Origin of the sequence: Kosmotoga pacifica, from assembly GCF_001027025.1 — a bacterium.
Lineage (GTDB): Bacteria > Thermotogota > Thermotogae > Petrotogales > Kosmotogaceae > Kosmotoga_B > Kosmotoga_B pacifica.
Window position 1 is genome coordinate 1,906,455 of the sequence record NZ_CP011232.1, and the last position, 14,478, is coordinate 1,920,932.

16 protein-coding genes and 2 tRNA genes are annotated in these 14,478 nt (G+C 44.5%); all 18 read left to right on the forward strand.

Features of this window, described 5'->3' with window-relative positions; all coding sequences use genetic code 11:
• The first annotated feature begins 4 nt into the window (after positions 1–4).
• The 18 genes from IX53_RS08990 to rpoB all read left to right on the forward strand — a co-directional run bounded on the left by IX53_RS08990 (position 5) and on the right by rpoB (position 14,473).
• Positions 5–355, forward strand: a complete 351-nt coding sequence (locus tag IX53_RS08990) for a holo-ACP synthase (RefSeq protein ID WP_047755068.1) — start codon at positions 5–7, stop codon at positions 353–355.
• A complete protein-coding gene (gene ligA / locus IX53_RS08995) occupies positions 352–2,379 on the forward strand; it encodes an NAD-dependent DNA ligase LigA (RefSeq protein WP_047755069.1) in 2,028 nt (675 codons plus the stop codon). Before IX53_RS08990 ends, ligA begins: the two co-directional genes overlap by 4 nt.
• Positions 2,366–3,490 (forward strand): cysteine desulfurase family protein, encoded by a 1,125-nt coding sequence (locus IX53_RS09000; RefSeq protein WP_047755070.1) that lies wholly within the window; start codon positions 2,366–2,368, stop codon positions 3,488–3,490. Before ligA ends, IX53_RS09000 begins: the two co-directional genes overlap by 14 nt.
• Before the next feature lie 55 nt (positions 3,491–3,545).
• Positions 3,546–4,421, forward strand: a complete 876-nt coding sequence (locus tag IX53_RS09005; RefSeq protein WP_047755071.1) for a YicC/YloC family endoribonuclease — start codon at positions 3,546–3,548, stop codon at positions 4,419–4,421.
• 12 nt (positions 4,422–4,433) lie between these two features.
• Entirely contained in the window at positions 4,434–4,733 is a 300-nt protein-coding gene (locus IX53_RS09010) for a DUF370 domain-containing protein (RefSeq protein ID WP_047755072.1), read from the forward strand.
• Positions 4,730–5,341: a guanylate kinase gene (gmk, locus tag IX53_RS09015; RefSeq protein WP_047755073.1), complete on the forward strand. Its 612-nt coding sequence runs from the start codon at positions 4,730–4,732 to the stop codon at positions 5,339–5,341. The genes IX53_RS09010 and gmk overlap by 4 nt, the downstream gene beginning before the upstream one ends.
• Entirely contained in the window at positions 5,338–5,580 is a 243-nt protein-coding gene (locus IX53_RS09020) for a DNA-directed RNA polymerase subunit omega (RefSeq protein ID WP_245612716.1), read from the forward strand. Before gmk ends, IX53_RS09020 begins: the two co-directional genes overlap by 4 nt.
• Positions 5,580–6,785, forward strand: a complete 1,206-nt coding sequence (gene coaBC / locus IX53_RS09025; protein ID WP_047755075.1) for a bifunctional phosphopantothenoylcysteine decarboxylase/phosphopantothenate--cysteine ligase CoaBC — start codon at positions 5,580–5,582, stop codon at positions 6,783–6,785. The genes IX53_RS09020 and coaBC overlap by 1 nt, the downstream gene beginning before the upstream one ends.
• An 82-nt stretch (positions 6,786–6,867) precedes the next feature.
• Positions 6,868–6,943, forward strand: a tRNA-Thr gene (locus IX53_RS09030).
• A gap of 13 nt (positions 6,944–6,956) precedes the next feature.
• Positions 6,957–7,043: transfer RNA gene (locus tag IX53_RS09035), tRNA-Tyr, on the forward strand.
• Positions 7,044–7,072: 29 nt separating this feature from the next.
• Positions 7,073–7,240 (forward strand): 50S ribosomal protein L33, encoded by a 168-nt coding sequence (rpmG, locus tag IX53_RS10810; RefSeq protein ID WP_082128544.1) that lies wholly within the window; start codon positions 7,073–7,075, stop codon positions 7,238–7,240.
• A gap of 32 nt (positions 7,241–7,272) precedes the next feature.
• Positions 7,273–7,479: a preprotein translocase subunit SecE gene (secE, locus tag IX53_RS09040; protein WP_047755076.1), complete on the forward strand. Its 207-nt coding sequence runs from the start codon at positions 7,273–7,275 to the stop codon at positions 7,477–7,479.
• Positions 7,480–7,498: 19 nt separating this feature from the next.
• Positions 7,499–8,563, forward strand: a complete 1,065-nt coding sequence (nusG, locus tag IX53_RS09045; protein WP_047755077.1) for a transcription termination/antitermination protein NusG — start codon at positions 7,499–7,501, stop codon at positions 8,561–8,563.
• Positions 8,564–8,616: 53 nt separating this feature from the next.
• Positions 8,617–9,042 carry a 50S ribosomal protein L11 gene (rplK, locus tag IX53_RS09050; protein ID WP_047755078.1) on the forward strand — a complete coding sequence of 142 codons (426 nt, stop codon included), beginning with the start codon at positions 8,617–8,619 and terminating at the stop codon, positions 9,040–9,042.
• Positions 9,043–9,054: 12 nt separating this feature from the next.
• On the forward strand, positions 9,055–9,750 hold the full coding sequence (gene rplA / locus IX53_RS09055; protein ID WP_047755079.1) for a 50S ribosomal protein L1: 696 nt from the start codon (positions 9,055–9,057) through the stop codon (positions 9,748–9,750).
• Between the two features lie 149 nt (positions 9,751–9,899).
• On the forward strand, positions 9,900–10,439 hold the full coding sequence (gene rplJ, locus IX53_RS09060; protein WP_047755080.1) for a 50S ribosomal protein L10: 540 nt from the start codon (positions 9,900–9,902) through the stop codon (positions 10,437–10,439).
• A 17-nt stretch (positions 10,440–10,456) separates the two neighbouring features.
• Positions 10,457–10,843, forward strand: coding sequence for a 50S ribosomal protein L7/L12 (gene rplL, locus IX53_RS09065; RefSeq protein ID WP_047755081.1), 387 nt, complete (start codon positions 10,457–10,459; stop codon positions 10,841–10,843).
• Between the two features lie 105 nt (positions 10,844–10,948).
• The gene (rpoB, locus tag IX53_RS09070) at positions 10,949–14,473 is read left to right on the forward strand and encodes a DNA-directed RNA polymerase subunit beta (RefSeq protein WP_047755082.1); all 3,525 of its coding nucleotides are present in this window, start codon (positions 10,949–10,951) and stop codon (positions 14,471–14,473) included.
• The last annotated feature ends 5 nt before the right edge of the window (positions 14,474–14,478 follow it).

Genomic DNA, 14,478 nt, shown 5'->3' on the forward strand with positions numbered 1-14,478 from the left:
TGTTGTGGCTTCTTTCAAACTCGGCACGGATATTGTTAAGATCAGCCGTTTGAATGATAATGTGATAGAGAGAATACTTGGCAGCGAAGAGCTGAAAATCTTTAATTCCTTCAATAGCGAAAAGCGACGCAGAGAATTCGCTGCTGGTAGGTTTGCAGCTAAAGAAGCACTCATAAAGGCCTTGAACAAGAAAGACCTTGAACTAAAGAGTCTCCAGTTCCTGATGGCTGCTGATGGATCTCCAATTCCCTCCGAGGAGACGAAGAGGCTTGTAGGGGCTGTTGAGCTGCTTGTAAGTATATCTCATGATAGTGAATACGCGGTCGCCGTTGTGCTTCTGGTCGGGGAGGGATGAATGTGGGTAAGGTACCGCATGAAGCGATCGAAAGGGTTAAGAAACTCCGGGAAGAATTGAACTATCATTCTTACAGATATTATATTCTGAATGATCCTATAATCACTGATCATGAATATGATATGATGCTTAAAGAACTAATGAACCTTGAAAAGAAATACCCCGAACTCATTACACCCGATTCTCCGACGCAGAGGGTCGGAGCTAAACCCCTCGATGGCTTCAAAGAGGTAAGACACTCTGTAAGGCTATATAGCCTGGACAACACCTACTCTGAAGAAGAAATCCTTGAATTCGATAGGAGAGTGAAACGCCTCCTTGGTGTTGAATCATTGGAGTATGTATGTGAACTGAAGATAGATGGTCTTTCCATTAGTCTGCGTTATGAGTCCGGAATACTTGTGCTGGCTGCCACTCGTGGCGATGGAATCGTCGGAGAAGATGTTACCGCAAACGTAAAGACCATAAAGTCGATACCTTTGAAATTGAGAAATCCCCTAGATATTGAAATCAGAGGGGAAGTGTTCCTTCCCAAAAGTGAGTTCAAGTCAATAAATGACGAGAGGAGTGAAGAGGGACTCCCTCTCTTCGCTAATCCCCGAAATGCCGCTGCAGGCACATTGAGACAGCTAGATCCCAAAGAAGTAGCGAGAAGAAATCTCGATGCTTTTTTTTACCAGATAGTTGATCCCTACAAATACAGGTTGGAAACCCAGTGGGAAGTGTTGGATTTCATGAAGGAAATAGGGTTAAAAACAGAGCCCAATGCAAAATTAGTCGGTGATGCAATGGAAATCATCGAATACTGGAAACGCTGGCAACAGGATAAGCACTCGCTCAATTATGCTGTTGATGGGGCAGTTATCAAAGTTAATTCTATACATCAACAGGAAGAACTCGGTTATACCGCTAAAAGCCCAAGATGGGCGATCGCCTTTAAATTTCCAGCTGAACAGGCCAGAACAAAGTTGCTTGACGTTACTTTTCAGGTTGGACGAACTGGTGTGATCACTCCAGTTGCAGAATTGGAACCAGTTACTCTGGCCGGGACTGTCGTCAAACGCGCCACACTTCACAACTTCGATTATATAAAAGAAAAAGATATCAGGATCGGTGATCAGGTGATACTGGAAAAAGCCGGAGAGATAATTCCTCAGATAATTAAGCCGATTATCGAGCTCCGTACGGGTGAGGAGAAAACAATTGAGCCTCCAACCGAATGTCCCGTTTGTGGAGAAATCGTGGGTAAATTGAAAGAAGAGGAAGTGGCTTTGCGATGCATGAATCCCACCTGCCCTGCAAAACTGGAGAGAAGACTCATGCTTTTTGTATCACGCGATGCCATGGACATTCGCGGTCTTGGCGGAAAAATGATCACGAGACTCATATCCACCGGCCTGGTGAAGAAGTTTTCCGATCTCTACAAACTGACTCCATTTGACCTGGCACAGCTCGGAAGCGGTGTTGGCGATAAAACAATTTCAAATCTACTCAAGGAAATTGAAAAAAGCAAAAAGAATCCGCTGAGCAAGCTCCTAGTAGGACTGGGAATTCCCGGTGTAGGTAAGAAATTAGCCTACGATCTCGCCAGGCATTTTGTAACCCTCGAAGCCCTTGAAAAAGCTGGAGTAAACGAGCTTCTCGAGGTTCAAGGTGTTGGTAAAGAACTTGCAGAAAACATATATGCCTTTTTCCATAACGATGAGATAGAAGAAGAGCTGAAGGAGTTAAAAGCATATGTAAATACTGAAGAACCCAAAAAGGAAGTCAAAGGCATCCTTGCCGGGAAGAAGGTGGTTGTGACAGGGGTTTTGAAGAATTATACCCGTAAAGAAATTCATGATTTGATAACAGCGCTTGGAGGAGAGGTGTCTTCGAGTGTTTCGAAGAGAACAGATTTGCTTATCGTTGGTGAAAATCCTGGTTCTAAACTCGAAAAAGCAAAGAAAGCAGGCGTGAAGATCATTACCGAAACCGAGTTTCAGAAATTGATCAAGGGAGATGGTGCAAATGATATATCTTGATAACAACGCCACCACAATGCTTGATGAATATGCCGGTGAGGTGATGTATGAGTTCTATCGTGAAAAATACGCGAATCCCAATTCCATACACTCCATGGGCCTTGAGGCTAATAGGGCTATGGAAGAGAGCCGCGAAAAAATTGCCGGGTTGCTCAAAGCCGATCCACGCGAGATTTATTTCACCGGCAGTGCAACGGAATCGATTAACTGGGCTTTAAGATCAGCTACTGCTTTTCGAAGAAAGAGAAAAAAGGTTGTGACAAGTGCTATCGAACACAAAGCGGTATTGAATACACTTAAAGATCTCCAGAACACATACGGAATTGAAGTGGTATATGTTGAACCTGATAGCAGAGGAGTAATACCAGCAGAGAAGGTAATCGAACACGTTGATGAAGATACTTATCTTGTATCACTGATGGCTGTTAACAACGTGACCGGTGCAATACAGCCATATGTTGAAGTGGGGAAATTTTTAGAAGGAAAAGATATTTTCTACCTCATCGACGCGGTCCAGACTATTGGAAAACTCAAGTTTGACTTTGAGACTTTTTGCGATTTTGCTTCTTTTAGTGCCCACAAATTTCATGGGCCAAAAGGTGTGGGTATTCTTTATGTAAGACGGGGGACACCATTGCGTCCGTTACTCACTGGGGGCGGACAGGAACGAGGAATGCGCTCTTCCACGCAGAACGTACCGGGAATAGTGGGAACAGCGATAGCGCTGGAAAGGGCTATCGAAAAGCTTTCTGCCACCGAAAGAAAACTCAAAGAATTGAGAGAGATGATAGCGAAGAGTGTACTCAAACTCGGCGGTGTCATTAACACGCCACTTGATCGATCCATTTCCAACACTATAAACATCTCTATTCCTGGAATAAAGGGCGAGACGTTGGTCAACGCTCTTTCAGAAGAGGGGATCTGTGTTGGTACATCTTCTGCCTGTTCTTCGCGCAGTGATGGCGGTCAGTATGTACTAAAGGCTATGAAAGTCCCGGAAGAAGTTGCTGAATCTGCAATAAGAGTGAGCATGTCAAGATATACTACCGAAGCTGAAGTTAAAGATTTCATTAATAAACTGAAAGAAATCGTTTCTTTTTTGAAATTTTGAGCTTCAACGGGTATAATTGACTGTAGTTGATTATAATCAGACATGGGGTGTTTTTATGATTCGTAGTATGACAGGATTCGCCAGAGCTGAGGCGGAATGTGAGACTATTGCTTGCTCTGTAGAGTTGAAGAGTGTTAACGCAAAGTACCTCAATCTCGAGGTGTATATCAGTGGTGGATTTAGTGAAATAGAAGTAAAAGCCTCCCGGTATCTTCGTGAAAAGCTTCGAAGGGGGACAGTACGTGCATACGTCGAAATATATTTCAACGAAAGCGTAGGTGATATCATTAGACCGGATCTTGGGATTGCTTCTGCTTATTATGACGCGCTAAACGAGCTTGCTGATAGGTTCCGAATTCCTGACAGGATATCTCTCGACACCCTGAGCAAGATGAAAGATGTTTTGAAATATAGACTCTCTCCTTCTGTAAATGACAAGATATGGAATTGTTTGAAAATTGCTTTGGATGAAGCTGTTAACAAACTGAATGAAGATCGTGAAAGAGAAGGAGAAAATCTTGCAAAAGCCTTGGTTTCATATCTTCAGAGACTCAAGACTATTGCTAAGGAGTTGAATACCCGGACAGAAGGTCTGCTCGAATACTACCGCGAATTACTGAAAAGGAGGATTTCGGAGGTCCTGCAAACTGAAGTCGATCCCAGCAGACTGGAACAGGAAGTCGCATTTCTTGCTGAGAAAGCCGACATATCTGAAGAAATCGTTAGACTTGAATCTCACATAGATTCTTTTAAAAATTTGATGAAAAGCGAAAAAGAATGTGGTGTTCAACTTGACTTCCTCTGTCAGGAGATGCACAGGGAACTTTCCACTATCGCAGCAAAGTCCAAGAAAGCTGAAATAACATCCCTTTCAATAGAGGGCAGAACGTTGGTCAACAAAATAAGAGAACAGGTTCAAAATATCGAGTAGGAGGTGTGTTTTGTGTACGGGCTTATCAATGTTGGATTTGGTAACGTGATCATTGGAGATCGTGTTATCGCAATTGTCAATCCAGAATCTGCGCCCTTGAAGAGGTTGAAAGAGGTTGCGAAAGAAGAGGGGAAACTCATCGATGCTACATATGGCAGAAAGACAAGGGCCATCGTTATAACAGACAGCAATCACATCATTCTGAGCGCCATCCAGCCTGAAACGATTGCTTCCAGATTCATGCAAGCTTTCACCGACATTGAAGAATTGCTGAAGGAAATACGTGATGCAGGGAGAAGTCTGGCAGAATGAGAGGAACAATCTTTGTTGTAAGTGGTCCTTCGGGAGCCGGGAAAACCTCTATTCTAAAGGAAGTGCTTAGAAAGATACCCAATCTTGAATTTTCCATCTCTTACACAACACGACCAAAGAGACCCGGTGAAAAACATGGAGAGGACTATTTTTTTGTTACTGAAGAGGAATTCAAGGACCTGATAAACGCTGATGAGTTTCTTGAGTGGGCAGAGGTACACGGATACCTTTATGGTACTTCAAAAGCGTTCATTACAGAAAAATTGGAACGGGGTATTAATCTGATACTCGATATAGATGTTCAGGGTGCTCTTGCGGTAATGAAAAGGATGCCGGAAGTAGCCACGATTTTTATTTCTCCCCCTTCCTTTGAAGAACTCAAGAAACGATTGATCTCACGTGGAACAGAAAGCGAAAGGGATCTGAAGAGAAGGTTGAAAGACGCACGCTGGGAATTTTCCCATATAATCGATTTTCAATACCTTATTGTTAATAGAAGTGTAAAAGAGTCGGTAAGACAACTTGAAGCTGTGATAATAGCAGAGCAGTTAAAAATTGATAGAATAAAGGACCACATGGGAATGGAAGAAATTCTCAGGGGAGTGTGATTAGAGTGATAGTCAATTATGGAAAAATAATGAAACGGGTGAAACACAAATACGCTGTTCCCATCGCGGTGGCCCGACGTGCGGAGGAACTGGAGGACTTTGGTCGCCCGAAACTCGATCCAGAGACTGTGAAAAAAGCCGGTGATAAAATAACCGTGGCCATGAAAGAGCTTGAAGACGGCAAGATAAGAATAAGAAACGAAGAAATGCTCAAAATCCTTACACCAAAGGTGAAATAATGAAGGCGTTGCTTCAGGAAAAGAAGGTACTACTTGGAGTTTCCGGTGGAATCGCCATTTACAAAGCTGTTGATCTATTGAGCAAACTGCGAAAAACTGGAGCACAACTGAAAGTAATCCTTACACCTGAAGCCGAGAAAATGGTTTCGGGTTCAGTTTTTTCGGCCGTTGGTAACTGTCCCGTCTATTCCGATCTTTTCGATGTCAAGGAAGGGTTCATCCCCCACACCGATCTATCCCGATGGGCAGAACTGTTCATAATAGCTCCTGCAACGGCGAACACAATGGCGAAACTCAATGTCGGCATAGCTGACAACTTACTCCTGGCGACAGCCCTTGCCTATACTGATAAACCAAAACTGCTTGTTCCAACAATGAATACAAGAATGTATGAAAATATTTCAACGGTGGAAAATATCAAGGAACTCAAATCAAAAGGTTGGCACGTCCTTGAGCCAGAAGCCGGACAACTGGCCTGTGGCGAAGTTGGAAAAGGGAGATATCCAGACAATTCACTCATAATGGAAGAAATATCTTACCTTATCGCCGAGAAATCGTTGCAGGGAATCAAAGCGCTGGTAACTGCCGGTCCTACGAGGGAGAAGATTGATAATGTACGATTCATAACCAACCGCTCTTCCGGGAAAATGGGGTACGCCATCGCAAGAGCACTGAGATACTTTGGAGCGGAGGTCACTCTTATTACGGGGCCAACCACGCTTTTAGCTCCTGCAGGCGTTGAAATTGTCCGGGTGGAATCCGCTGCGGAAATGGCGAATGCTGTAGATGAATATCTGCCCGGTTCAAAACTCGTCGTTATGACCGCAGCCGTTGCAGACTACAGACCTATTGATGTGTTTCCAAACAAGTTAAAAAAGCATCCCGGTGAGATGACAATAACTCTTGAGAGAACAAGAGATATACTGATGACAATGAAGAAGAAGCCGGGACAGATTGTGATAGGTTTCTGTGCTGAAGACAGAGATATAGAAGCGCGGGCCCGGGAAAAGCTTTCAAGGAAGTCCCTCGACGCCATCGTATGTAATGACATATCCCGCAACGACATAGCCTTTGAATCCGATGAGAACGAGGTGACTGTATATTTCAAAGATGGTAGTGTAGAACATCTTAGGAAAGCCGCGAAAGATGTACTGGCACTGGAGTTGGTTACCATAATAGCCCGGCAGTTGCTTTCAAACAGTTGAAATTTTCCTTAATTAAAAATTTATGGGCCCTATAGCCTTGACAGCCTTAGGAAGTGCGGTTATAATAATTATCGACTGTCGGGCCAACGTAGCTCAACTGGTAGAGCGGCTGACTTGTAATCAGCAGGTTGGGGGTTCGAGTCCCTTCGTTGGCTCCACACGAGTATCGGTGGTAAGGTGCCCGAGTGGTCAAAGGGGGCGGACTGTAAATCCGCTGGCGGAACGCCTACGGTGGTTCGAACCCACCCCTTACCACCATTAATTTTGTTTAGTGATGGGGTGACACGATGGCTAGGAAAACAAAAGGTAACAAGATACTCGTTACTCTCAAGTGTTCAGAGTGTGGTACGAGGAATTACTACCGCTTTAAGAACAGACAGAAGAAATACAAACTCGACACGAACAAATACTGTCCTAAGTGTAGGAAACATACGCTTCACAAGGAATCTAAGTAGAGTTGGCTCTACTATCGTTGGGAGGAGATTAAATGGCGCAGGCTAAATTCTGGAAGTTCCTCTCTGAAGTCCGCTATGAAGTTAAAAAGGTAACTTGGCCTAACAAGAAACAGCTCGTTTCCACGACGGGTGCGGTTGTTTTTGTTCTACTCGTCAGTGGTGCCTTCCTGGGATTGCTTGATATCCTGTTCACCAATGTGATACGCAATGCCCTTGCTGCCCTTACCGGTGGCATGTAATCCGTAGTGGTGATTTGTAGTGCGTAAAAAGTGGTATATAATCCAGACTTATTCCGGTTTGGAGAACTCCATAAAAGAAGCGCTTGAAGCGAAGATAAATTCTTTTGGAGTTCAGCATTTATTTGGGAAAATACTTGTTCCGGAAGAAGTAAAACTCGATAGAAGCTCCGCTCCAGCGGAGCGTCATATTGTTTTTGATAACTCCAGGATTCTGGTGAAGCCCAATCAGGACATAAAGAAGGGAGACCCTGTTATTGAAGCCCCTGAAATTCATGCGAAGAACGATGGAGTTATAAAAGAAATAAAAAGTTACAGAATCATTTTTATAGAAACAATAGACAGGAAATTTACGAAGACTTATTATGTACCAGAGAGTGCCAAGATTGAAACAGGTATCAGACCAGGCGCGAGAATAAGACAGGGAATGCCTCTCACGAAGCATGGAGAGTATTTTTGTGAGCTTGATGGAAGAATTGTTTTTACAGAAAAGATGAAAAGGATTGTTGTCGAACGCGAAAATGGTGATGAAGATGTCTATATGGTCTATCCGAATACCTATGATCCGAAAGTCATACGAAGAGGTGCGCAACTCAAACGAGGTCACCTGATCGCGGGTAGAAAAGTCACAAATTCTAGAATAGATGGCAGAGCAGAGATTTCAGAGTTTCCAGGTCGTAAGGAACTGAAAATATACAGGATCACAAAATCAAGGCTCTATCCTGGGTATATTTTTATCGAGATGATAATGAACGACGAAACGTGGAATATCGTAAAGAGTACTCCCAATGTGGTTAACTTTGTTTCTGTCGGTGGACAACCGATGGAACTGAAGAGAAAAGAAGTCCACGCTCTTCTCAAACTCGTCGGCCTCGAACAATACGAAGAGAAAGCGACGAAGATTAGAGTGGAAGTCGACTTTGAGCTGAACGAGATGGTTAGGATAAATTCTGGGCCTTTCGAAGATTTTGTCGGTAAGATCACTGAAATAAACCCCGAAAGGCAGGAAGTTAAAGTCGTTGTCAGCATTTTTGGTAGAGAAACACCCGTAATGCTCAAGTTGTCGGAGATAGAAAAAATTGTTTAACCATAAAACCAGTGGGAGGAGCAAAGCTCCGATTACCACAAGGAGGTAGAACTATGGCGAAGAAAGTTTTAGCTCAGATTAAGCTCCAGCTTGAAGCCGGTAAAGCCACACCGGCACCACCTGTTGGGCCGGCCCTCGGTCAACATGGTGTGAATATCATGGGCTTTTGTAAGCAGTTCAACGCTGCAACAGCTGACAAACCCGGAATGGTCTTCCCGGTCGTTATCACCGTTTATGGTGACAGATCCTTCTCCTTCATACTCAAGACTCCACCTGCGAGTTTTCTTATAAAGAAAGCAGCAGGTGTCCAGAAGGGCTCTGGAGTCCCGAACAAGGTAAAAGTCGGAAAGATTACCAGAGCTCAGGTCGAGGAAATAGCCAAAGTCAAGATGCCAGACCTTAATGCCCGTACTCTCGAAGCCGCTATGAAGATAATCGAGGGAACTGCAAGAAATATGGGCATTGAGGTTGTCGACTGAGGAGGGATCTGAATGCCAAGAAGATCAAAAAGATATCTTGAAGCAAGAAAACTCGTTAACAGGGATAGAACATATGTCCTCGATGAAGCTCTCGAGATTATCAAGCAGTTCCCTTCAGCCAAATTCGATGAATCTGTAGAGCTTCATATAAAGACCGGGATTGAACCAACAAGATCCGACCAGCAGATAAGGGGTACGATAAGCCTTCCCAATGGCACAGGTAAAGATGTGAAGGTTCTCGTCTTTGCCAGAGGCGAAAAGGCTGAAGAGGCTAAGAATGCCGGAGCTGACTTTGTCGGTTCCGATGAGCTCATTCAGCAAATTCAGGGCGGCTGGACGGGCTTCGATGTCGCAATCGCGACTCCTGATATGATGAGAGAAATCGGAAGACTCGGTCGAATTCTCGGTCCCCGTGGACTCATGCCTTCACCAAAATCTGGAACTGTCACGAATGATGTAGAAGAAGCTGTAAAAGCGTTCAAAGCAGGTAGAGTTGAGATAAAGAACGATAAAACAGGCAACCTGCATCTGCCCGTTGGTAAGAAATCCTTTGAAAAGGAAGCACTCAAGGAGAACATAGTTTCCGCACTAGAGCAAATTTCCAGGATGAAGCCTGCGACAGCCAAAGGTAGGTTCATCTTGAAAGTTGCCGTCACTACAACTATGGGACCTGGCATAAAACTTGATCACGGTAAGATTCTGGATTAGTAAAAAGTGAACAACTGAATATGCATGTACCGAAGACAGCAGGTTTTTAAAGGCGTAAGCCACCTGCCGAGGTACGCAGAAGAGTACGGATAACAACAATCTCTGCGGCCTCACGGGCCGCTTTTTTTGAAAGGAGGTGCACCCGGCAAATGTTTACAAGAGCAAAGAAGGAGCAATTTGTCCTGGAGCTTGCAGAAAGACTTGAAAAATCATCTTTGATTCTTTTTACAGACTACAAAGGACTTAACGTTGCTCAGATCTCAGAACTCAGGGGCAAGCTCTTTGAGAGGTATGAAGACAGAGCAAGATACCAGGTAGTGAAAAACACTCTCCTACGCCTTGCGCTGAGAAAGGCCGGGTATAACGAGGAAGAATGGGCCAATGACGTACACGAAACCACCGCTGTTCTCATGGTCTACGAAGATGACCCTGTCGAAGCAGTGAAGATCATTTATGACTTCGCCAAGGGGAATAAGCTTCCCGCTCTCAGGGGCTTCTATCTGGAGGGCAAATATTTCGACGAAAGCAGAGTCGCCGATATCGCACGACTGCCTTCCAAAGAACAGCTCATTGCGATGGTCGTTGGTGGTATTGCCGCCCCCATCAGTGGACTTGCTTATGCGCTTAACGGCGTAATAACGAAATTCCTTTACGCTCTCAATGCTATTAAGGACAAAAAATCAGAATAAACTGGAGGTGTGGTAAAATGACAAAAGAGGAACTCATTCAGGCTATTAAGGAAATGACAGTTGCTGAGCTTGCTGAACTGGTGAAGGCTCTTGAGGAAGAATTCGGTGTTAGCGCTTCCGCCCCTGTTGCTGTCGCTGCTGTCCCTGGTGCTGCAGCTGGACCTGCTGCTCAGGAAGAAGAAAAGACTGAGTTCAATGTTGTTCTTAAGTCCTTTGGTGAGAAGAAAGTCGGCGTGATTAAAGTCGTAAGGCAGATCACTGGCCTCGGTCTTAAAGAAGCCAAAGAACTCGTTGAAAAGGCCGGCACACCTGATGCAGTGATCAAGGAAGGCGTTTCCAAGGAAGAAGCCGAAAACATCAAGAAACAGCTCGAAGAAGCTGGCGCTGAAGTTGAGTTGAAGTAATCAGGTAACCTCTGCTTTACAAAATCGGTCTATAATTAATAGCACCCACATCAGGGAACTTCCTGATGTGGGTTTGGTGTGCTCAAGTTGACGAGAGGTGATTAGATGAGGAAGGCAAGTTTCGCGAAGCGTGAGCGCTGGGTCTTTGGGAAAGTTGTTGAGCCCCTTGAAATTCCAAACCTGATCGAGATTCAAACCCGTTCTTTCCAATGGTTTATTGATGAAGGACTCCTTTCAGTACTCAAGAAGTATTCTCCTATCAAATCCCAGATTCAACGTAGTGACATTCGCAAAGGTGAAAAGGGCTTCACACTAGATTTTGTTTCCACCAGAGTGGGTAAGCCAAAGCACACTATTCAGGAATGCAAGGACAAGGGATTGACTTACTCCGTTCCCCTTTACGTTACCGTCAGAATAACCGATCTCGCTAGTGGTGAGATAAAAGAAGAGGAAGCGTTTTTTGGCTACCTCCCTTATATGACGGACAGCGCGTCCTTTGTCATCAATGGGGCGGAGAGAGTTATAGTAAACCAACTTGTCAGATCACCTGGTGTATATTTCGTTGATGAGCCAACGAAATCATCAAGTGGTGCAATGCCTATTCTTGTGGCTCACTTTTTGCCTGTCAAAGGGGCCTGGCTGGAAATACTTTTGAACCCCAATAAAAACATCCTCCAGGCCAGAATTGATCGAAGAAGGAAAATGAACCTATTCTTGCTCTTGAAAGCCCTTGGATATGTAGACGATCTTGATATTTTGAGACTTTTCATTCATGAAGTTGATGCGAAAGACGAGATTAGTTTGTTTGAACATGTAGGCAGCAGACTTCTCGAAGAGGTTTCATCGAAAGGAAGCGTAATCGCCGAAAAGGGAGCGGTTCTCACCGAAGCTCTGGCGAAAGAGATTCTGGAATCAGACGTGAAAACCGTTAAACTTCCCATGCCAGTAGCTATGAAAACTCTGGAATCTCTCCACAAGACCTACGGTGAGGATCTCAATCAAGACGAGGCCTATCTCGCCATATTCAGAAAGTTGAGACCCGGTGAAATCCCCAGAATAAATGCGGCGAAAAATTACCTGCATGGACTGTACTTTGAACCGGACAGATTTGACTTTTCAGACGTGGGAAGATATAAGTTAAATCACAGACTAAAAAGGGTGTACAGGGATTACCTCATCGAAGTTGAGGGAAGAGATGATGTTCCTGAAGATATTAAATACGATGAAAAGTCCCTTGCTCTCGTACCAATGGATATCGTTCTTGCAGCGAGGCACCTGACTGAAATCCAATCACATCCGGAAATGCTGGACACCAAGGACCACCTTGGAAATAAGAGAGTTAGAACTGTTGGTGAACTCATGCAGACAGAGTTCGAAAAGGCATTTATAAGAATACACAAACTGCTGGAAGAGAGACTTACACTGTACAATTCTCTCGAAAAATTGTCAGTACAGGGTCTCGTTAACGTCAGGACACTCATGACCACTCTTCATCAATTTTTTGCGACCAGCCAGCTTTCGCAGTTCATGGATCAAGTTAATCCACTGGCAGAATTAACACACAAAAGAAGGCTTTCGGCCATTGGTCCAGGTGGTCTAAAGAGAGAACATGCAAGGTTCGAGGTCAGAGACGTGCATCATTCACATTACGGAAGAATGTGTCCTATAGAAACACCCGAAGGTGCTAACATTGGTCTCATGACATCCCTTTCAACGTATGCAACGTTGGATAAATACGGATTCCTTCTAACGCCTTACAGAAAAGTGGTTAAAGGAAAACTTACGGATGAAATAGTATTTCTGGGCGCCGATGAAGAAGAAAATTACAGAATCGCCCAATCTACAATAGATGTTGACGAGGAAAAGAGAATCGTCGCTGAAACTGTCGAAGTCAGACACGCGGGCGAGGTTAAATTCGTCAGCAGAGACGAAGTTGAACTCATGGCCATTTCTCCAAAACAGATCGTCAGTGTCTCGACTTCCCTCATACCGTTCCTTGAACACGACGACGCCAACCGTGCCCTCATGGGATCAAACATGCAGCGTCAGGCGGTTCCTGTAATAAAACCCGAAGCTCCAATAGTCGGTACAGGTGTTGAAGCCGTAGCCGCAAGAGATTCAGGGTACGTTGTATTGGCAAAATACAGAGGTATCGTAGAAAAAGTCGATGCCAGAAAAATCGTTATTAAACGCCTTGATGAAAACGACAAACCTGTTCTTGGTTCTGATGGGAAACCTGTTTACGATGAGTATTTGCTTCAAAAATTTATCAGAACCAATCAGGATACAACAATAAATCAAAGACCCATCGTCTCGAAAGGTGAAGTCATTGAAAAAGGTGACCCCATAGCTGATGGTCCTTCAACGGATATGGGTGAACTTGCGCTGGGTAAGAATGTGCTAGTCGCATTCATGCCTTGGGAAGGATATAATTTCGAAGACGCTATCCTCGTGAGCCAGGAATTGCTGGAGGAAGAGACCTTTACCACACTTCACATTGAGATGTACGAAACCGTAGCACGTGATACCCAGTTGGGACCAGAAGAGATAACGGCCGATATCCCAAACGTCTCTAAAGAACTCCTCAGAAATCTGGACGAGAACGGAATAGTCAGAGTTGGTGCTTACGTGAGTTCCGGAGATATCCTTGTTGGAAAGGTTACGCCCAAAGGGGAATCCGATACCACACCTGAAGAAAAGATCATCCGCTCTGTATTCGGAGACAGAGGTAGAGACGTTAAAGATACTTCTCTAAAAGTTCCGCATGGTGTGGAAGGAAGGGTTATCGATGTGAAGGTCTTCGATAAAGAGGATATCTCTGAACTTGGCTCGGGTATAAACAAACTCGTCAAAGTTTACGTTGCATGCAGGAAGCCCCTCGATGTTGGTGACAAGCTCGCTGGTCGTCATGGAAACAAAGGTGTTGTTTCCAACATCATTCCCAAAGAAGACATGCCATTCCTGCCTGATGGCACGCCGATCCAGATCGTTCTTTCGCCTCTGGGCGTTCCTTCTCGTATGAATGTTGGTCAGGTCCTTGAAACGCATCTCGGCTGGCTCGGCAAACTCACCAATAGATACTTCGCAACACCCATTTTCGATGGGGCTAAGGAGTATGAAATAATGGAAGAGCTTTATCGAGCGAGAAAAGAGAAGAACCTTGATGCCGGTGATTCTGAAAAAGAAATGAATGGAAAGGTAATTCTCAGAGACGGAAGAACGGGAGAACCTTTCGATTCACCGATCGTCGTAGGTGTGATGTATATGCTCAAACTCGTTCACATAGCTAAAGACAAAATTCACGCCCGTTCAACTGGTCCTTACTCTCTCATACACCAGCAGCCACTCGGCGGAAAAGCCCATTTCGGTGGTCAGAGATTTGGTGAAATGGAAGTCTGGGCATTGGAAGCCCATGGTGCTGCTCACACACTGAATGAGATGCTGACTATAAAATCCGACGATATCAAAGGAAGAAACGAGGTTTACAAGGCCATTCTGAAAGGTCATACAATACCTGAACCCGGACTACCGGAAAGTTTCAAGGTTCTCATTAAAGAGCTCCAGGGCCTTGCAATGGACGTTCGCGCTTACGATCAGGACGGTAACGAGGTCGACGTGGATAAATTATGAAAAAC